Source organism: Corallococcus interemptor, assembly GCF_003668875.1.
Classification (GTDB): domain Bacteria; phylum Myxococcota; class Myxococcia; order Myxococcales; family Myxococcaceae; genus Corallococcus; species Corallococcus interemptor.
On record NZ_RAWM01000017.1, the window covers coordinates 1 to 18090 of the forward strand.

17 protein-coding genes are annotated in these 18090 nt (G+C 68.3%); 1 reads left to right on the top strand and 16 read right to left on the bottom strand.

Annotation, left to right across the window (positions count from 1 at the left end; translation table 11 throughout):
* Positions 1-50: 50 nt before the first annotated feature.
* The 16 genes from D7X96_RS08885 to D7X96_RS08960 form a co-directional block, all read right to left on the bottom strand.
* The gene (locus D7X96_RS08885; RefSeq protein WP_121769485.1) at positions 51-1961 is read right to left on the bottom strand and encodes an ATP-binding protein; all 1911 of its coding nucleotides are present in this window, start codon (positions 1959-1961) and stop codon (positions 51-53) included.
* 101 nt (positions 1962-2062) lie between these two features.
* A complete protein-coding gene (gene rplS, locus D7X96_RS08890) occupies positions 2063-2461 on the bottom strand; it encodes a 50S ribosomal protein L19 (RefSeq protein ID WP_120546381.1) in 399 nt (132 codons plus the stop codon).
* 118 nt (positions 2462-2579) lie between these two features.
* On the bottom strand, positions 2580-3317 hold the full coding sequence (gene trmD, locus D7X96_RS08895) for a tRNA (guanosine(37)-N1)-methyltransferase TrmD (protein WP_121769486.1): 738 nt from the start codon (positions 3315-3317) through the stop codon (positions 2580-2582).
* Complete coding sequence (gene rimM, locus D7X96_RS08900) at positions 3314-3865, bottom strand: ribosome maturation factor RimM (RefSeq protein WP_120546383.1); 552 nt, start codon at positions 3863-3865, stop codon at positions 3314-3316. Before rimM ends, trmD begins: the two co-directional genes overlap by 4 nt.
* Complete coding sequence (locus tag D7X96_RS08905; protein ID WP_120546384.1) at positions 3862-4146, bottom strand: KH domain-containing protein; 285 nt, start codon at positions 4144-4146, stop codon at positions 3862-3864. Before D7X96_RS08905 ends, rimM begins: the two co-directional genes overlap by 4 nt.
* 23 nt (positions 4147-4169) lie before the next feature.
* Positions 4170-4430 carry a 30S ribosomal protein S16 gene (gene rpsP / locus D7X96_RS08910; protein ID WP_014397299.1) on the bottom strand — a complete coding sequence of 87 codons (261 nt, stop codon included), beginning with the start codon at positions 4428-4430 and terminating at the stop codon, positions 4170-4172.
* 102 nt (positions 4431-4532) lie between these two features.
* On the bottom strand, positions 4533-5663 hold the full coding sequence (rlmN, locus tag D7X96_RS08915) for a dual-specificity RNA methyltransferase RlmN (protein WP_120546385.1): 1131 nt from the start codon (positions 5661-5663) through the stop codon (positions 4533-4535).
* Between the two features lie 88 nt (positions 5664-5751).
* Positions 5752-6564, bottom strand: coding sequence for a siderophore-interacting protein (locus D7X96_RS08920; protein WP_121769487.1), 813 nt, complete (start codon positions 6562-6564; stop codon positions 5752-5754).
* A gap of 150 nt (positions 6565-6714) precedes the next feature.
* Positions 6715-7137 (bottom strand): nucleoside-diphosphate kinase, encoded by a 423-nt coding sequence (ndk, locus tag D7X96_RS08925; protein WP_120546387.1) that lies wholly within the window; start codon positions 7135-7137, stop codon positions 6715-6717.
* Positions 7138-7179: 42 nt separating this feature from the next.
* Positions 7180-8076, bottom strand: coding sequence for a succinate--CoA ligase subunit alpha (gene sucD / locus D7X96_RS08930; protein ID WP_120546388.1), 897 nt, complete (start codon positions 8074-8076; stop codon positions 7180-7182).
* A gap of 32 nt (positions 8077-8108) precedes the next feature.
* On the bottom strand, positions 8109-9269 hold the full coding sequence (gene sucC, locus D7X96_RS08935; RefSeq protein ID WP_120546389.1) for an ADP-forming succinate--CoA ligase subunit beta: 1161 nt from the start codon (positions 9267-9269) through the stop codon (positions 8109-8111).
* Between the two features lie 272 nt (positions 9270-9541).
* Positions 9542-10348 (bottom strand): succinate dehydrogenase iron-sulfur subunit, encoded by an 807-nt coding sequence (gene sdhB, locus D7X96_RS08940; RefSeq protein ID WP_120546390.1) that lies wholly within the window; start codon positions 10346-10348, stop codon positions 9542-9544.
* A 94-nt stretch (positions 10349-10442) separates the two neighbouring features.
* Positions 10443-12320 carry a succinate dehydrogenase flavoprotein subunit gene (gene sdhA / locus D7X96_RS08945; RefSeq protein ID WP_121769517.1) on the bottom strand — a complete coding sequence of 626 codons (1878 nt, stop codon included), beginning with the start codon at positions 12318-12320 and terminating at the stop codon, positions 10443-10445.
* Positions 12321-12550: 230 nt separating this feature from the next.
* Entirely contained in the window at positions 12551-13492 is a 942-nt protein-coding gene (gene mdh, locus D7X96_RS08950) for a malate dehydrogenase (protein ID WP_120546391.1), read from the bottom strand.
* Between the two features lie 29 nt (positions 13493-13521).
* A complete protein-coding gene (gene icd / locus D7X96_RS08955; RefSeq protein ID WP_121723343.1) occupies positions 13522-14817 on the bottom strand; it encodes an NADP-dependent isocitrate dehydrogenase in 1296 nt (431 codons plus the stop codon).
* A gap of 178 nt (positions 14818-14995) precedes the next feature.
* Positions 14996-15538: a sensor histidine kinase gene (locus D7X96_RS08960; protein ID WP_120546393.1), complete on the bottom strand. Its 543-nt coding sequence runs from the start codon at positions 15536-15538 to the stop codon at positions 14996-14998.
* A gap of 399 nt (positions 15539-15937) precedes the next feature.
* Between D7X96_RS08960 and D7X96_RS08965 the strand changes: the two genes are divergently transcribed.
* The gene (locus tag D7X96_RS08965) at positions 15938-18085 is read left to right on the top strand and encodes a hypothetical protein (RefSeq protein ID WP_199746966.1); all 2148 of its coding nucleotides are present in this window, start codon (positions 15938-15940) and stop codon (positions 18083-18085) included.
* The last annotated feature ends 5 nt before the right edge of the window (positions 18086-18090 follow it).

An 18090-nucleotide genomic window follows, 5' to 3' on the forward strand; every position in this document is an offset into this window, starting at 1 on the left:
CCGCGTTGCCATTCCCGTCCCCCGCCGCCCCACGCACCTCCTGGCGGCGGCTAGACGTTAACGGTGCCGTCCGACATCTGGCCGAAGCCGGGGTGGGCGGTGACGTGCAGCACCTGCGTGAGCGTGCCCAGGTGCTTGAGCATGCGGGCCACGAGGGGCAGCTTCGCCTCGTCCACGCCCGTCAGCACGTCGTCCAGGAGGAAGGGGCGCTTCACCCGGGCGCACGTCTTCTCCACCACCGTCAGGCGCAGCGCCAGGTAGTAGAGGTCGATGTCCTTCGGGGACAGCTCCCCCACCGGGATGCGCTTGTTCGGCGCGAGCAGGAAGGCGTTGCCCTCGCGGTCCCACTCCACGCCCTGGTAGCGCTTGTCCGTGAGCGCGGTGAGGTACTGCACGCAGCGGTCCTTCAAGAGCGCCTGCACCGACAGCATGTCCAGCGTGAGCACGTCCGCGGCCTGCGACAGCACCAGGGGGGACGGGTCCTCCAGCGGATCCACCGGCACCGGCGCCTGGCCGGGGGCCGCGGCCACCTGCACCGGGGGCGCCTTCGCCAGCGCGATGGACTCCTTCAGCCGGGACAGCTCCCGCTCCACCTCGCGCAGGTCGCGCACGTAGGTGCCCTTGGCGGACAGCTCCGCGTTGAGCTCCTCCTGCTGCGCGCGCAGCTCCTGCCCGTCGCGGAGGGCGGCCTGGTACTCGGCGGAGGACTCGTACTCCTCCAGCTGCGTCTGCAGCTCCCCCAGCCGGATGCCGAGCAGGTCCTTCTGCTCCAGCGCGGCGGGGATCTCCGTGTAGTCCTCCAGGTTCAGCGCCTTGACGGCCATGCGCACGGGCGCGTCCTCGAGCTCGAACTCGTCGAGGATCTTCTTCTGCCGCGCGTCCTTGCGGTTGTCCTTGGAGCCCTTGCGCGTGGCGTGCTGCAGGTCGTCCACGTAGCGCAGCGCCAGCCACGCGGCCGTGCCGAAGGCGGGGATGTTGATCAGCGCCAGGTAGCGCCACATGGGCTGCGCCGCGACGATGCCCAGGCCCACGCTCAGGCCCATGAAGAGCACGCCCGCGCCCAGGCCGCCCCAGAAGGCGCGGTTCTGCGTGAGGGGCGGCACCTTCAGCGACGCGTCCTCCTGCTCCGGATCCCGGTCCGTCTCCAGCCGCGCCAGCGCCTCGTCCCGCCGCGCCACCGCCTTCGGGTAGCGCTTCACGCGCGTGAGGATGTCCAGCGGCAGCCCCAGGGACTCCGGAGAGGGCGCCGCGCGCCACGCGGTCTCCGCGTCCGCGATGGCGGCCTTGAGCCCCTCACCGCCCTTGAGCTTCGAGTCCGCCTCGAAGATGAGCGACGCCAGCTCGTCCACCTTGAACTGGAGCTGATCCACCGCCCTCGCGGTGACGAGCTCCTTCTCCAGCGCCTTCACCTTCGCCTCGGCCGCCGGGATGTCCTCCGCCGGCAGCACCTGGGTGGCGGCCGCCAGCGACGGCGTGGCCCCGGAGGCCTTCGCGCCCGCGGCCGCCGCGGCCTTCGCCACGCTCTTGCGGGGCCGGCGCGACGGCAGCATCACCAGCTGGAGGCAGTACACCTGTTCGAAGGTGGTGCGCGGAGGCAGGCCCGCCTGGCCGCGCAGGTACTGGTTGATCTCCGAGACGTCCGTGGACACCAGCTCCGGCTGGCTGGTGGCGGGATTGAGCCGGTGCAGCGATCCGGAACCGCCCAGCTCGCGCAACACCCGGTACGTCATTCCGTCCTGGCCCACGAACGTCAGCGCGGCCTTGCCCGAGCGCCCCGCCGAGCCCACCAGGCTCGCGTCTCCGCCCCGGCCGTCCGCGAACAGCAGCGACAGCACCACGTTGCCCAGGGGCAGCACGTCCGCCGTGGGCGGCTTGAGGATGAGGTACCCGGTCTTCAGCGGGAAGCGTCCGGCGGGAGAGAACCCGCGGACGTTCTGGATGGCGACCTCGACGAAGTGCATGGCGCGCGCAGTCTAGCCTGAACGAAAAAAGGAGCGTCCAGTGAAGGACGCTCCTTCTCTCACGCGGCCGCGAAGGCCGCGAGAGGGTTTCTGCGGACCTACTAGCCCTGAGCGGCGGCGGCCTTGGCGGCCTTGGCGGCGGCCCTCTCAGGATCCACCTGCACGTCCACGCGCGAGGCCTTGCCCTTCAGCTCGCGGAGGTAGAACAGGCGCTTGCGGTTCACGTCGCCGCGGGTGAGGACTTCGATCTTCTCGTAGCGCGGGCTGTGGATGGGGAAGATGCGCTCCACGCCGACGCCGAAGGACATCTTGCGCACCGTGAAGGTCGCGCGGTTCGTGCCCTTGGTCTTGCGGATGACCACGCCCTCGAAGGCCTGCACGCGCTCCTTCTCGCCTTCCTTGACCTTCCAGTGGACGCGAACGGAATCACCCGTGCGGAACGCGGTGATGTCCTTGCGCAGGAACTTGTTTTCGACGTGCTCGATGAGGCTGCGGCGCATGACGGACTCCAAAAGCGGAACTTGACGCGTAGGACGCGTGGAAAAGAGCGGGCCGTCCTAGCAGAGTCAGCCGGGACGAACAAGCCTGCAACGAAGTGTTCCGCGAGAACACGCAGGGTTACAACGCTTCTTCTTCCCTGGCGAGCAGTTTCTGATCCGCTTTGCCGAACGTCAGCCGCGCGAACAGGTCCGGCCGCCGCTCCTGCGTGAGCTTGATGGCCTTCCACCGGCGCCACCGGGCAATGCGGGCGTGATCGCCGGACTGGAGGACGGCCGGCACCTCGGCCCCGCGGAAGACAGGCGGCCGGGTGTAGTGCGGGTGCTCCAGCAGGCCTTCCTCGAAGCTCTCCGCCACCGAGGACGCCTCGTTGCCCAGGACGCCCGGCACCAGCCGCGCCACGGCGTCCACCACCGCCATGGCGGCCACTTCCCCGCCCGTGAGGACGAAGTCGCCCAGGGACAGCTCGCCATCCAGGAAGGGCATCACCCGCTCGTCCACGCCTTCGTACCGGCCGCAGACGAGGATCAGCCCGGCCTCATGCCGGACCAGCTCGCGAGCCGTCGCCTGCGTGAACGTGGGACCCCGGGGGCTCATCAAGAGCGCCTTCGCCCCGGGCAGGCGCGCCCGGGCGGCCTCGATGGCGGCCACCAGGGGCTCGGGCTTCATCACCATGCCGGCGCCGCCGCCGTAGGGCGCGTCGTCGGTGACGCGGTGCTTGCCCTCGGCGTACTCGCGCACGTCGGTGATCGTGACGGAGAGCAGCCCCTTCTCCTGGGCCTTCCCGAGGATGCTCGCGCCCAGGTAGCCGGACACCATCCCGGGGAACAGGGTGAGCAGCTCCACGCGGTAGCTCACCCGCCGTCTCCAGACTTCCCTGGCGAATCGTCCGCCTCCAGGTACTCCGGAGGCCGGATGACGATGCGCCCCGCGGGGACGTCCACCGCCGGCACGAACTCATCCGCGAAGGGCACCACCAGCTCCGGCCGGCCCTTCGCGCGGATCACCAGGTTGGGCACTTCACCGGTGGCCCAGACCTCCTCCACCGTGCCCAGGGGGGCGCCCTTTTCGTCCACGGCGGTCAGCCCCACGAGGTCGCCCTGGAAGAACTCGCCTTCTTCAGGCGGCTCCAGGTCCTCGCGGTAGACGAACACCTTCGCGCCCACCAGCGCCTCGGCGGCCGTGCGGGACTCGATGCCCTCGAAGCCCACGAGGTCTTCCTTGTTCGCCGGGCGGAAGGACTCCACGGCGTACTCGCGCTCCTCGCCGGAGCGCAGGCGCAGCCAGACGCGCTCGACGGTGCCGAGCGTCTCCGAGGCGGGGTCGAACGCACGGACCGCCACCTCGCCACGCAGCCCGTGCGCACGGGCCACGTAGCCCAGCTCCAGACAATCCTGCGCGCTCACCGCGCGGCGTCCGGAGCAGGCGCCGCCGGGGGAGAACCCGGAGCGCGCCGGTCATCGAGAATCTCCAGGCGGACCTTCTGGCCCTGCTTCTGGGCGGCGGCGTTGATCAGCGTCCGGAGGGCGTTCACGGTGCGCCCATCACGGCCGATGACCTTGCCAACGTCCTCGGGGGCGACCTTCAGCTCATAGAGCTGGCCGCCATCCGCCTCGGAGATGCGCAAAGTGACCTGGTCGGGTTGATCAACCAGGGCCTTCGCCAGATACGTGAGCAGCGGCTCCACGTCTTGTCCAGACGGGGGCGTGCTCAGGCGGTGGTCGCCGGGGCCTGCTTCTTCGCCGTCTTGATCAGGTCCGCGACCGTCTCGGAGGGCAGCGCGCCGCTCTTCAGCCAGTAGTTCAGCCGCTCCTCGTTGAACTGCACCTTCGCGGGGCTGTGGTTGGGGTCGTAGGAACCGACCTGCTCCAGGAACTTGCCGTCGCGCGGGCTGCGCGAGTCGGTGGCAACCACGTGGTAGTACGGCATCTTCTTGGCGCCCGCGCGGGCAAGACGGAGGACAACGGCCATGGAACGCTCCAGCGAAATCGTGTGACTTCTACGGTAACAGTGCGGAGGGCGCGCTCTTAGCGCCCTGCTGACTGGATTGTCAAGGAAGCTCGGGTGCTTATGTCACACCGGGGCTTCAGCGGCCGTCTCGTCGCGATTGGCGAGCTGGCCACAGGCCCCGGCGATGTCCCGGCCCCGGTTCTTCCGGATGTATGCCGCGACGTGGGCCTCGGCAAGGATGGCCCGGAACTCCTCGGCCCGCTGCTCGCCGGTCGTCTGGAACCCCAGGCCAGGGTTCTCGTTGTAGGGAATCAGGTTCACCTTCGCCGGGATGTCGCGCAAGAGCTCCTTCAGCCGGTGCGCGTCCTCGTCGGTGTCGTTGAACCCTTTGAGCAGCACGTACTCGAAGGTGATGCGGCGGCCCTGGCGCAGGGGGAACTTGCGGCAGGCATCCAGCAGCGCCTGGATGTTCCACTTGCGGTTGACCGGCATCGTCTTGCTGCGCTGCTCGTCCGTGCTGGCGTTGAGCGAGATGGCCAGCTTGACGTCCGTCTCCTGGCCGAAGCGCTCGATCATGGGCACCAGGCCCACGGTGGAGACGGTGATGTGCCGGTGGCTGAAGTTGGGCCCCTCCTCCGACTGGAGGATGGAGAGCGCCGTCTTGAGGTTCTCGAAGTTGTGGAGCGGCTCGCCCATGCCCATGAACACCAGGTTCGTGAGCGGACGCAGCGTCTCCAGGCCCTCGTTGGCGCGCACCTCGCGGTTGACCGCGTGGACCTGGGCGACAATCTCGCCGGGCGTGAGGTTGCGCTTCAGGCCCAGCGTGCCCGTCATGCAGAACGAGCAGGCCATGGCGCAGCCCACCTGCGTGGACACGCAGAGCGTCTTGCGGTCCTCCGCGGGCATGTAGACGGACTCGATGAAGCGCCCGTCGCGCGTCTTGAAGCGGTACTTGATGGTGCCGTCGACGCTGCGCTGCTCCAGGTCCTTCACCAGCGGGACGATCTCCGCCTTGACCTTGAGCTTCTCGCGCAGGGCCTTGGACAGGTCCGTCATCTCGTCGAACGAGGTGGCGCCGCGCTGGTGCAGCCAGCGGTAGAGCTGCGCCGCGCGGAACGGGCGCTCGCCCAGCTGCTCGCTCAGGAACAGCGCCAGCTTCTCGCGCGACAGGCTGGCCACGTCGACCAGCTTCGCGGGGGCCGGCACCGGCAGGGGCTCGGTGACTGGGAGGGCTGTGGCGGTAGGCTCGGACATCATTCAGTCGGGGCTAACGGAGGGCAACGGGGCGTGCTTCCCACAAGAAGGCACGGCAAGTCAAAGGAGTGCCCGCCCCCTTCCCTGCCTACTTCGAGTCGTGGTGCTCGGCGACGCCGCGCTTCCAGTAGCCCGTCACCCGCATCCAGTTCTTGTTCAGACCGCGCTCGGCCACCAGGTGTTCCCGGATGGGCTTGAGCGACGTGGCCTCGCCCGCCACGAACACGAACCCATCCCCGGAGGGCTGGGTCCAGGCGCGCAGGGCGTCCTCCAGGTGCTTCGTGGTGCCGGCCTCCGCGCCGCCCCGGTGCAGCCAGGTGACCTTCAAGTCCGCCCTGCTGGTGAGGGGCTGCTCCTCCGCCGCGTCCGCGACCTCGATGAACGCGAACGCGCGCTTGCCCGCCGGCAGCTCCTCCAGGCGCCGAGCGATGGCCGGCAGCGCGCTCTGGTCCCCGGCCAGGAGGTACCAGTCGAAGTCGTCCGCCACGTCGTGCGTGCTGCGCGGACCCCCGATGCCCATGAAGTCGCCGGGCTTCGCCTGCGCGGCCCACGACGCTGCGGGGCCTTCCCCATGCAGCACGAAGTCGATGTCCAGCTCGTTCGCCTTCGGGTCGAAGCGGCGCGGCGTGTAGTCGCGCGATGCGGGCTTCTCCAGCCCCTCCGGCATGGACAGGCCATTGGGCCCCACCACCGGCATGTCCGGCTTCTTCACGCCGGGCCTGGCGAAGAAGCACTTCACGTGATCATCCGCGCCAGGGGACGTGAAGCCCTCCAGCTCCGGGCCCCCCAGCGTGATGCGGACCATGTGCGGCGACAGCCGCGTCACGCGCAGGACCTCCAGCAACCGCAACTTCACCGGGAACGGCCCCCGCCGGGCCACGCGCTCTGAATCGCCACTCATGCGTGCTTCCTTGCCGATAGTGATTTGCATTATCGCTAGCAAGGAGCGCCGGCGAGGGCAAGGCCGGCGAGCTTCGGAAAAGACGACGGCCCGGGTCCGCGCCGCGTGGGGCGTGGACACCGGGCCGCTGTCACCAGGCGGAGAAGCAGCTCAGCCGTGGATTTCGGTCTCGCGGAAGAAGTACGCGACCTCGTTCTTCGCGTTCTCCAGGCTGTCCGAGCCGTGGACCGTGTTCGCGTCGATGCTCTGCGCGAAGTCCGCGCGGATGGTGCCCTTGTCGGCCTTCTTCGGGTCCGTGGCGCCCATCAGGTCGCGGTTCTTCTGGACGGCGTTCTCACCCTCCAGGGCCATCAGGACCACCGGGCCGGAGATCATGAAGGACACCAGGTCCTTGAAGAACGGCCGGGCCTTGTGGACGGCGTAGAAGCCCTCGGCCTCCGCCTGGGACAGCTGCTGCCGGCGGATGGCGACGGGCTTCAGGCCCGCCTTCTCGAACCGGGCGATGATCTCGCCGACGTGGTTGTTCTTCACTCCGTCGGGCTTGATGATGGACAGCGTGCGCTCGATGGCCATGGTGTTTGGCTCCTCGTGTGTGGGTCGTGTGAAAGGTTCGGATCAGCGCTTCGGGGGGCCGCGCTTGACGGCCGCCTGCAGCGTGGTGCCCAGCTCGGCGGGGCTCGCGGCCATCAGGATGCCCGCGCCCTCCATCGCCTTGATCTTCTCCGACGCCGTGCCCTTGCCGCCGGAGATGATGGCGCCCGCGTGGCCCATGCGCTTGCCCGGAGGCGCGGACTGACCGGCGATGAAGCCGGCGATGGGCTTGGTGAACTCGCGCTTGACGTACTCGGCGCCCTCTTCCTCCGCGCTGCCGCCGATCTCACCGATCATGATGACGGCGTCCGTCTCCGGGTCGGCCTGGAAGAGCTTCAGCACGTCCACGAAGTTGGTGCCGTTGACCGGGTCACCGCCGATGCCCACCGCGGTGGACTGGCCCAGGCCCAGCTGCGTCAGCTGGTGCACGGCCTCGTAGGTCAGCGTGCCGGAGCGGGACACCACGCCGATGCGGCCCGGCTTGTGGATGTGGCCCGGCATGATGCCGATCTTGCACTTGGCGCCGGGGGTGATGACGCCCGGGCAGTTCGGGCCAATCAGGCGCACGCCCGGCTTGCCCTGCAGGTAGCGCTTGGCGCGCACCATGTCGTTGACCGGGATGCCCTCGGTGATGGTGATGATGAGGGAGATGCCGGCGTCCGCGGCCTCCATGATGGAGTCCGCGGCGAAGGGCGGCGGCACGAAGATGACGGACGTGTTCGCGCCCGCCTGCTTCACCGCGTCGGCCACCGTGTTGAACACGGGGACCTTGCCCTCGAAGGAGGTGCCGCCCTTGCCCGGCGTGACACCGCCCACAATCTTCGTCCCGTACTCCAGCATCTGCTTGGCGTGGAACGAGCCCGCCGAACCGGTGATGCCCTGGACGAGGACCTTCGTGTTCTCGTTGACGAGGATGCTCATGGCGATCTTTCAGGTAAGAGGGGGCGAAGGCCCTACTTGATGGCCGCCACGGCCTTCTCGGCCGCCTGGCGCAGGTTGTCCGCGGGGGTGATGGCGAGGCCCGAGTTGCGGAGCAGCTCCTTGCCCTGCTCCACGTTGGTGCCTTCCAGGCGCACGACGAGCGGGATCTTCAGCTGCACTTCCTTCGCCGCCGCGATGATGCCTTCCGCGATCACGTCACACTTCATGATGCCGCCGAAGATGTTGACGAGCACCGCCTTGACCTGCGGATCCGCGAGGATGAGCTTGAAGGCCGCCGTCACCTTCTCCTTGCTCGCGCCGCCGCCCACGTCCAGGAAGTTGGCCGGAGCGCCGCCCACCAGCTTGATGGTGTCCATGGTGGCCATGGCCAGGCCCGCGCCGTTCACCATGCAGCCGATGTTGCCGTCCAGCGCGATGTAGGCCAGGTCGTGCTCCTTGGCCTGCGTCTCGCGGGGCTCCTCTTCCGCCAGGTCGCGGTACTCCAAGAGCTCCTTGTGGCGGTAGAGCGCGTTCTCGTCGAAGGTCACCTTCGCGTCGAGCGCCACCACGCCGCCGCTCTTGCGGATGACCAGCGGGTTGATCTCCACCAGGGCCGCGTCCGTCTCCACGTACATCTTGTAGAGCGCGTTGCAGAACTGGACGAACTTGGTCACCGTGGGGCCCGTCAGGCCCAGCCCGAAGGCCAGCTCGCGGCCCTGGAAGTCCGCGAAGCCCACCGCGGGGTCCACGACGGCGCGGAGGATCTTCTCCGGGTGCTTCTCCGCCACTTCCTCAATCTCCACGCCGCCCTCGGTGGACGCCATGAAGGTGATGCGGCTGGTGGCGCGGTCGAGCGTCACGCCCAGGTACAGCTCCTGGCCGATGTCGAGCCCTTCCTCGATGTAGACCTTGTTGACCTTCTGCCCTTCCGGGCCGGTCTGGATGGTCTTGAGCATCATGCCCAGCATGTTCTGGGTGAGCTCCTTGGCCTCCGCGGGGCTCTTGGCCAGCTTCACGCCGCCGCCCTTGCCGCGGCCGCCCGCGTGGATCTGCGCCTTCACGACGACGACCGGCGTGGCGAGTTCCTTCGCCGCGGCCTCCGCCTCGTTGGGAGAGAGCGCGAGGATGCCGCGCGGCGTGGGCACGCCATACTTCCGGAAGAGTTCCTTGCCCTGGTACTCGTGGATCTTCATCGAAGCTCCGGGTGGGACGAGGGGAGACGAGGACCACCCCTACACGGGGCGTCAACGCGGGCCCTCATTGCGCAGAAAACGACGGATGGCAAGGCCGTTTGGCCTCCAGCGTCGCGACGGGACACAGGCTTCCGCCTCCAGGAATAACACCCGATGTCCGGGGGGATGAGGCGGGCTTCACCCTAACGGACGCGGCCCCGCCCGGCGCCCCGCTCGAAGGGGGCGCTGGCACGAGGCCGCGAGGAAGCCAGGACGGCGTCAGGCGGGGCGGACTAGCCCGGACCGGCGGAGGCCTTCTGCTCCTCTTCCTTGAAGAAGATGTCCTTGATGATCAGCTTGGACACCTCGCGGTTCATCACCGCGATGGAGGTCGTCAGGGGGATCTCCTTCGGGCAGACCTTCACGCAGTTCTGCGCCTTGCCGCAGTCCTGGATGCCGCCGGGGCCCATGAGGGCGCGCGTGCGCTCCTCCGCGTTCAGCTTGCCCGTGGGGTGCATGTTGAACAGGCGGGCCTGGCTGATGGGCGCGGCGCCGATGAAGTCATTGTCCAGCGTCACCTGGGGGCACGCCTCCAGGCAGCTGCCGCAGGTGATGCACGTGGACAGCACGTACATCACGGACTGATCCTTCTGCGACTGGCGCGGGCCGGGGCCCAGGTTGTACGTGCCGTCGACGGGGACCCAGCCCTTCACGCGCTTGAGCGACTCGAACATGCGGTCGCGGTCCACGGTGAGGTCGCGCACCACCGGGAACTTCTTCATCGGCTCCAGGGTGATGGGCTGCTGGAGCTTGTCCACCAGGGCGGAGCACGCCATGCGCACCCGGCCGTTGATGTTCATGGCGCAGCTGCCACACACCTCCTCGAGGCACGCGGCGTCCCACACCACGGGGGCCACCTTCTTGCCCTCCACGGTGACGGGGTTGCGCTGGATCTCCATCAGACAGGAGATGACGTTGGCGCCCTTCGTATAGGGGACCTTGAACTCGTCGAAGTGTCCGGGCTTGTTCGGATCATCCTGCCGCCAGATGCGGAAGGTGACGGTCTTCGAGCTGACGGCGCTGGCCTGTGCGGTGTCCATGGTGCGGCTGCCCTTCCCTTCACTGCCAAATCAGGTGGCGGAAACCCGCGCGAGCCGGAAAGACGCGCGCGGGCCCGGAAAGCAAACGAACGCCTTACGCGTACCAGCGGGGTTCGGGCTCCAGCACCGGCGTGGGCAGGTCCTGGTAGGAGATCTGCGGGCCCTGGGCGGCGTACGTGGCGATGGTCGTCTTCGCCCACTTCTCGTGCCGCGCGCGCCACTGCTCCATCCACGATGCATCCTCGCGCGGATCCTTCGTCTTGGGCTCCGGCAGGGAGAAGTCCGGCTTGTAGTGGGCGCCGCGGCTCTCGTCGCGCAGCAGCGCGCTGGTGGCGATGACTTCGCCCAGCTCCAGCATGTTCCACAGCTGGTTGGTGTACGACAACGCGCGGTTGGCGACGACGCCCGTGTCCAGCACGTTGACGCGGCTCCAGCGGTCCTTCAGGCCGCGGATGGTCTCCACCGTCTTCTTCAGGCGGTCGTTGTAGCGGACGACGGTGCAGTTCTCCGTCATCACCTCGCCCAGCTCCTTGGCGAGCTGGTACGGGTTCTCCGCGCCGTTCATCGCCTTGATGGTGGCGAAGCGGTCCTGCCAGTACTTCTTCGCGTCCGCGAAGTACTTCTCCGGCATCGCCGCGGCGCTGGTCGTCTGGCTCTTGGCGAAGGACACCATCGCCGGGCCGCCGATCATGCCGGAGTAGATGCAGGACAACAGCGAGTTGGCGCCCAGGCGGTTCGCGCCGTGGAAGGCGTAGTCCGCCTCGCCGGCCGCGTAGAGGCCCGGGATGCGGGTGCTCTGGTTCACCGGGCTGCCGTCCAGCGGCGTCTGGGTGCGCGAGTCGGCCTCGAAGGAGACGTGCAGGCCGCCCATCGAGAAGTGCATGCCCGGGAAGATGACCATGGGCGTGTGGCGCGGATCATCTCCGACGAACTTCTCGTAGATCTCCATCACGCCCTTGATCTTCGCGTCGAGCGTCTTGGCCGGGATGTGCGTCACGTCCAGGTACACGCCGTCGCGCCCGCCCAGGCCCATGCCCAGGTCGCGGCAGACCATGAAGATCTCGCGCGTCGCCACGTCGCGCGGCACCAGGTTCTTGTACTTGGGGTACTTCTCTTCCAGGAAGTACCAGCGCTCGCTCTCCGGGATCTCCCGGGGGTTGCGCGTGTCGCCCTTCTTCTTGGGCACCCAGACGCGGCCGCCCTCGCCGCGCACGGACTCGCTCATCAGGCGCAGCTTGTCCTCGCCCGGGATGGAGGTGGGGTGCACCTGGATGAACTCGCCGTTGGCGTACAGCGCGCCTTCCATGTACGCGCGGCCCGCGGCGGTGCCGGTGTTGATGATGGAGTTGGTGGAGCGCCCGAAGACGATGCCCGGGCCACCCGTGGCCAGGCACACCGCCTCCGCCGGGAAGGTGCGGATCTCCATGGTGCGCAGGTCCATGGCCACGCTGCCGATGCAGCGGCCGGACTCGTCCTTCACCGTGCCCAGCCACTCCCAGTACTCGTACTTGGTGACCTTGCCCTCCGCCTCGTAGCGGCGGACCTGCTCGTCCAGCGCGTAGAGCAGTTGCTGGCCGGTGGTGGCGCCCGCGAACGCGGTGCGGTTGTGCAGGGTGCCGCCGAAGCGGCGGAAGTCCAGCAGGCCTTCCGGCGTGCGGTTGAACGTCACGCCCATGCGGTCCAGCAGGTAGATGATGCCGGGCGCCGCATAGCACATGCCCTTCACGGACACCTGCTCCGCCAGGAAGTCGCCGCCGCGCAGCGTGTCCTTGACGTGGATGTCCGGGTGGTCGCCCTCACCCTTCGTGTTCACCGCGCCGTTGATGCCGCCCTGGGCGCAGACGGAGTGCGAGCGTTTGACGGGGACGAGCGAGAGCACGTCCACCTGATGGCCCGCCTCCGCCAGCTTGATCGTCGTCATCAGCCCGGCCAGACCGCCGCCCACCACCGTGAATCGCGCTGCTGCCGCCATCATCGTCTCCTTGAGCACCGGCTGCCGGGGGGGTGCCTTCACGGGGGGCCGCTGAAGTCCTGCTTCGCGACGCTGCCCCGCACCCGTGCCAGGTGCGAGTCCAACAACACGCTAGTTAACTTGGAAAAATACCGCCGCAAGGACGGTGCGCCGGGGGATAAGCCCGGATCATTCACGGCATCAGGCGGGCCCGCCAGCAGCATTCCGGCGGGCCCGACCTGTCACCGGGACTACAGCTTCACCAGCTCCACGGTGCCCTTCACGGACGTGAAGGACTTGTTCAGCTCGGCCTTCTCCGCGTCGTTCAGCTCGACCTCGATGATCTTCTCCACGCCGCCCGCGCCAATCTGCGCCGGGACGCCGAAGAAGAAGTCCTTGATGCCGTACTGGCCCTTGAGCAGGGCGGCGGACGGCAGCACGCGCTTGCGGTCGAAGAGGAAGCTCTCCGCCATGGCGATGGAGGAGGAGGCCGGGGCGAAGTAGGCGCTGCCCGTCTTGTACAGGCCCACCAGCTCCGCGCCGCCCTTGCGGGTGCGGTCGATGATGGCGTCCAGCTTGTCCTTCGCGATGAGCTGGGTCAGGGGCACGCCGCCCACGGTGCTGTGGCGCACGAGCGGGACCATGTCGTCACCGTGGCCGCCGAGCACCAGCGCCTCCACGTCACGGATGGAGCAGCCCAGGGCCTCGGCCACGAAGCACTTGAAGCGGCTGGTGTCCAGCACGCCCGCCATGCCCACGACCATGTTGTCCTTCAGGCCGGCGATCTTGTGGAGCGCGAACACCATCGCGTCCAGCGGGTTGGCCACGTTGATGACGAAGGCGTCCGGGGCGTGGTTCTTGATGTTGCCCGCCACGTCCTTCATGATCTTCAGGTTGACGTCCAGCAGGTCCTCGCGGGACATGCCGGGCTTCCGGGGCACGCCGGCCGTGATGATGATCACGTCCGAGCCCGCGACGTCCTTCCAGTCCGTGGAGCCGGTGACGCGGCAGTCGTAGCCATCCACCGCGGACAACTGGTTGATGTCCAGCGCCTTGCCCTTGACCAGACCCTCGGCCGCCGGGATGTCGTAGAGCACCACGTCGCCCAGGTTCTTCTGGACCGCCAGCAGCGCCAGGTTGCCGCCGATCTGACCGCCACCGATGAGGCCGATCTTCTTCTTCTTGTGAGCCATGGTTTCGCCCTCCTGCTTTGGGGTGGGGACTACATGTGCTTGATGATGGCCTGACCGAACTCCGAGCACTTCACCTCGGACACGGTCTCCTTCGTCTCCAGCTTCATCAGGCGCGCGAAGTCGTACGTCACGGTGCGCGCCGCGATGGCCTTGTCCATGCCCTTGATGATCAGGTCCGCGGCCTCGTGCCAGCCCAGGTGGCGGAGCATCATCTCGCCGGAGAGGATGACGGAGCCCGGGTTCACCTTGTCCAGGTCCGCGTACTTCGGCGCGGTGCCGTGGGTGGCCTCGAAGACGGCGTGGCCGGAGACGTAGTTGATGTTGCCGCCCGGCGCGATGCCGATGCCGCCCACCTGCGCCGCGAGCGCGTCCGACAGGTAGTCGCCGTTGAGGTTCAGCGTGGCGATGACGTCGAACTCGTCCGGACGGGTCAGCACCTGCTGCAGGGTGATGTCCGCGATGGAGTCCTTGATGATGATCTTCCCGGCGGACACCGCGGCCTTCTGCTCGGCGTTGGCGGCTTCCTCGCCCTTGGCGGCCTTGGTGGCCTCCCACTGGTCCCAGGTGTAGACCTTGTCACCGAACTCGCGCGCGGCGAGGTCGTAGCCCCACTTGCGGAACGCGCCTTCGGTGAACTTCATGATGTTGCCCTTGTGGACCAGGGTGACGCTCTTGCGCTTCAGGTCCACCGCGTACTGGATGGCCGCGCGCACCAGGCGCTCCGTGCCTTCCTGGGACACGGGCTTGATGCCGATGCCCACGTTCGCGGGGAAGCGGATCTTGCCCGCCTCCTTGGGGAACTCCTGCTTCAGCCAGCCCAGGAACTTCTCCGCCTGCGCGGTGCCGGCCTCGAACTCGATGCCCGCGTAGATGTCCTCCGTGTTCTCACGGAAGATGACCATGTCCACCTTGTCCGGCTGCTTCACCGGCGAGGGCACGCCCTTGAAGTAGCGCACGGGGCGCAGGCAGACGTACAGGTCCAGCATCTGGCGCAGCGCCACGTTCAGGGAGCGGATGCCGCCGCCCACCGGCGTCGTCAGCGGGCCCTTGATGCCCACCAGGTACTCGCGGAACGCGGCGACCGTCTCGTCCGGCAGCCAGTTGTTCACCTGCTTGAAGGACTTCTCACCGGCCAGCACCTCGTACCAGGAGATCTTCTTCTTGCCGCCGTAGGCCTTCTCCACCGCCGCGTCGAACACGGCCTGCGAGGCCTTCCAGATGTCGCGGCCGGTGCCGTCGCCCTCGATGTAGGGGATGATCGGGTTGTTCGGAACGGTCAGCTTGCCGTTCTGCAGGGTGATCTTCTCGCCAGAGGGAGGCGCCATGAACGCAGACTCCTGATTGAGACCGGGGTGTTTAGAGGCGGCGGATAGTCGAGAACCCGCCCCCGGTCGTCAAGGAGTTTGGCCGCACGTCCCCCAGGGTTCGACGCACCCGGGGTGCGCCGCGCTTATCGCAGCCAATGGTCCGGAAGCAGGATCGTTTTCCGGATTTGAACGCTGGCTAGAAGCTCGCGAGCCCGGGCGCGGGAAGGACGACGCTCACCGCCATCCCCTCCTCCAGGCGCTCCAGCGCAAGCTCTCCGCCCATGGCGTCCACCAGCTCCCGGGCGCGGGCCAGCCGCCGCTGGGTGCCGCCCACCCGCAGGGGCGACAGCACCACCGACTGCGTCTCCCGCTCCGACAGGCTCACGCCGGGCATCACCACCTGGAGGCGCGGCCCCACGTCCCCGAAGTCGTCCGGAGGATCCACCACCACGCGCACGGCGGGCGCCGCCGGGGGGGCCACGTCCGCCGCGTGGACCACGAGCAGCAGGAGCACCTGTTCCAGGCGGCGCCGGCTGACCCGGGCGATCACCGGATCCTCCGGGAGCTCCAGCGCCACCTGCATGCCGTGCAGCCGCCGCGTCGCGCCGAGCAGCCCCAGCGCGTCCCGCACGCACACCGCCACGTCCACCTGGAACACGTCCGGAAGGTCCACGGACTCAAGCCCCTGGCCACCGGATGAGGCTCCCGGCGATCCCATCACATCCAGCGCTGCGCTCATTCGCGGCTCCCTTCCCCCAGGCCCAGAAGCAACGACCATAACGGCGCCCCCTGACAGGGTCCATTGCCCGGCCGCCCCGAACCGCCACCGCTTATTCAGGTGAAGGAGGGTTACAGCGCCGCGCCACTTTGCTGATAAGGATGCGCACGCTGGGTCCTGGTTACTCCTCGGAAAACCCGTAGAACCCTGGTTGATTGCGACCCAGGGTGAGTCAGGACGTGGGATGGAAAAACAGCCCCGGCATATAAATTCGATTTGACTGTTACGGCCGAGATCTTCAATATGTCTTCCCAGAATCCAGAGCCGCCAGCGTCTCCAGTGAGTCAGGGAGGAAGTGTTGTGCTCGCAACATCGCCGACCATCAACGGAAGCGCTGGCCGCAGAAGGGGAGTCCTGACGATGGATGGAGGGTTCCCGGCGTCCTCGAAGTTCCGGCATGCGATCGAATTCGGCAGTGGCGATGCGCTGCACAACGTGATTCCCCTTCCCCCCGCTGAAGCCGCCCTGGATGACTCGGGCTATTCGCTGCACGGCAGTGGTCCCACGGCCATCACCTGCGCGGTGGGCCAGCCGGACGCGGTGCTGGGTGAAGTGACGCGGCTGTCCCCGACGGTGGTGTGGGTGGCCCCGCGGCAGCCGCTGGCGGACACGACCGAGTCGCGCACCTTCCCCGTGTACCTGGCGTGCAACGGCGCCACCATCGGGCCGCTCAACGGCGCCTTCATCCGGACGGACATGGACGTCCCGAGCGCGCCGGTGGGGCTGCAGCTGGTGGGCGTGACGCAGGAGCAGGGCCGTCAGATTCTGGGCTTCCTGTCGGACGCGCTGCGCCAGGGCGTGGCGGTGCCGGCGGCCTCCGCGCTGCCCGTGCAGGACATCATCACGGACGGGGAGCGGATCCGCTCCATCTTCACCGCCATCTGCGCGTCCGGGAACAAGGGCGTGCTGCGCCGCCAGGGCCGCGTGGTGCGCATGGTGCTGGAGCGCTTCCACGCGTCTTCCGGCCAGCTGGAATGGCGCACGGAGGAGTCCACCCCGGACTTCGGTGAGCCGGCGTACGACATCGACGTCATCGGCTACAACTCCGCCTACCGCCTGCGCGCGGAGACGGGCCGGACCGAGGGCGACCGCCTCTTCACGTCCCTGCCCGCGGAGCTGTTCCGCATCCGTCACCGCTGGCACCGCCGCGTCCCCGCCCCCGAGGGCGTGCACGCCCGGTTCCACCACCCGCTCTGGCGCGAGCAGGGGCTGATGCGTCGCGAGGTGCTGGACATCTCCTTCTCCGGCCTGTGCATGCGCTGCCAGCCGCAGGACCTGCTCTTCCCCGGCCTGCTGCCGCCCCTCATCGAGCTGGAGCTGGGCGACGGTCAGCGCGTGAGCGTGCGCGGGGAGATCCGCTACGTCAGCGGCCTGCGCGCGGACGGCACCGTGCTGTGCGGCCTGAGCGTGCTGCCCTACTCTTCCGATGAGGCGCGCTGGGTGCGCTTCGTGTCGCAGACGCTGTCCCCGGCCACGCGCACCAGCGAGGGCCTGGTGGATCAGCTGTGGGACCTCTTCAACCGCTCCGGCTTCTTCAGCCTGGGTGGCAGCACCCCGGCGGAGTTCGAGGAGCTGAAGCAGAACTTCGCGTCGCTCGCGAAGCGCGCCGCGGAAGTGCCCCAGCTGTTCTGCAATGCCGTCTGGCCGTCCGAGCGCGGCATTGAAGCGACGCTGTCCTTCACCAAGCCGTACCGCCACGCGTGGCTGGGCCACCAGGTGGCGAAGCGGCCCGGCAAGCCGCCGGAGGGGCTGAAGGAGGCGGGCGCCATCATGCGCGACCTGTACCTGCGCACCTTCGAGCACCCGCAGAGCGACCCGGACTTCCACTGGGTGGTGGCCTACGTGGAGGCCCTCAACCCGTGGATCAACAAGGCGCACGTGAAGTACGCGCAGCGCCAGATGGAGTCCGGTTCGTCCCTGGCCTTCACGCGGAAGATCCAGAAGATGAAGGCCTTCAGCAACGAGCTGACCGGCCGCGTGCACCCGTACACGGTGGGCCCCGCCACCGCGAGCGAGCTGAGCCTGCTGGCGGCGACCATCCGGCAGCAGTTCCCCGAGTGCTACGTGCAGTCGTTGGACCTCACCCGCGACCGGCTGGACATGGGTCCGGTGACGGCGAAGTGGAAGAGCTTCGGCATGGAGCGCGAGCGCACCGTGCTGGTGGCCCGCCGCGACGGCGTCCCCCACGCCGCCGCCGTGGTGGAACTGGGCCAGCTGGGCGCGAACCTCTTCCGCCTGCTGGACAACACGCGCCTGTTCTCCCTGCTGGGGGATGGAACGCGCGCGTACTCGGCGCTCCTGGACGCGGCCCGCCGCTGGTACGCCGCGCGCAACCGCCCCTCATTCCTCTACCTGCGCGAGGACGAGGGCGGCGACTACATCCAGGAGTGCGGCCTGCACGACGGGCCGGATCCCTACCTGTGGATCATCTCCTCCAAGCTCGTCCCGGATTTTCTGGAGCACATCAGCGAACTCACCATCGGGCGTCGTGGTGCCCACTCCCGCTAGAGGTT

What these genes read in the sequence shown, in the direction of transcription:
- D7X96_RS08885 (WP_121769485.1), bottom strand. Translation starts at nt 1,961, where the DNA reads ATGCACTTCGTCGAGGTCGCCATCCAGAACGTCCGCGGGTTCTCTCCC.
- rplS (WP_120546381.1), bottom strand. Translation starts at nt 2,461, where the DNA reads ATGCGCCGCAGCCTCATCGAGCACGTCGAAAACAAGTTCCTGCGCAAG.
- rpsP (WP_014397299.1), bottom strand. Translation starts at nt 4,430, where the DNA reads ATGGCCGTTGTCCTCCGTCTTGCCCGCGCGGGCGCCAAGAAGATGCCG.
- rlmN (WP_120546385.1), bottom strand. Translation starts at nt 5,663, where the DNA reads ATGTCCGAGCCTACCGCCACAGCCCTCCCAGTCACCGAGCCCCTGCCG.
- D7X96_RS08920 (WP_121769487.1), bottom strand. Translation starts at nt 6,564, where the DNA reads ATGAGTGGCGATTCAGAGCGCGTGGCCCGGCGGGGGCCGTTCCCGGTG.
- ndk (WP_120546387.1), bottom strand. Translation starts at nt 7,137, where the DNA reads ATGGCCATCGAGCGCACGCTGTCCATCATCAAGCCCGACGGAGTGAAG.
- sucD (WP_120546388.1), bottom strand. Translation starts at nt 8,076, where the DNA reads ATGAGCATCCTCGTCAACGAGAACACGAAGGTCCTCGTCCAGGGCATC.
- sucC (WP_120546389.1), bottom strand. Translation starts at nt 9,269, where the DNA reads ATGAAGATCCACGAGTACCAGGGCAAGGAACTCTTCCGGAAGTATGGC.
- sdhB (WP_120546390.1), bottom strand. Translation starts at nt 10,348, where the DNA reads ATGGACACCGCACAGGCCAGCGCCGTCAGCTCGAAGACCGTCACCTTC.
- sdhA (WP_121769517.1), bottom strand. Translation starts at nt 12,320, where the DNA reads ATGGCGGCAGCAGCGCGATTCACGGTGGTGGGCGGCGGTCTGGCCGGG.
- mdh (WP_120546391.1), bottom strand. Translation starts at nt 13,492, where the DNA reads ATGGCTCACAAGAAGAAGAAGATCGGCCTCATCGGTGGCGGTCAGATC.
- icd (WP_121723343.1), bottom strand. Translation starts at nt 14,817, where the DNA reads ATGGCGCCTCCCTCTGGCGAGAAGATCACCCTGCAGAACGGCAAGCTG.
- D7X96_RS08960 (WP_120546393.1), bottom strand. Translation starts at nt 15,538, where the DNA reads ATGAGCGCAGCGCTGGATGTGATGGGATCGCCGGGAGCCTCATCCGGT.
- D7X96_RS08965 (WP_199746966.1), top strand. Translation starts at nt 15,938, where the DNA reads ATGGATGGAGGGTTCCCGGCGTCCTCGAAGTTCCGGCATGCGATCGAA.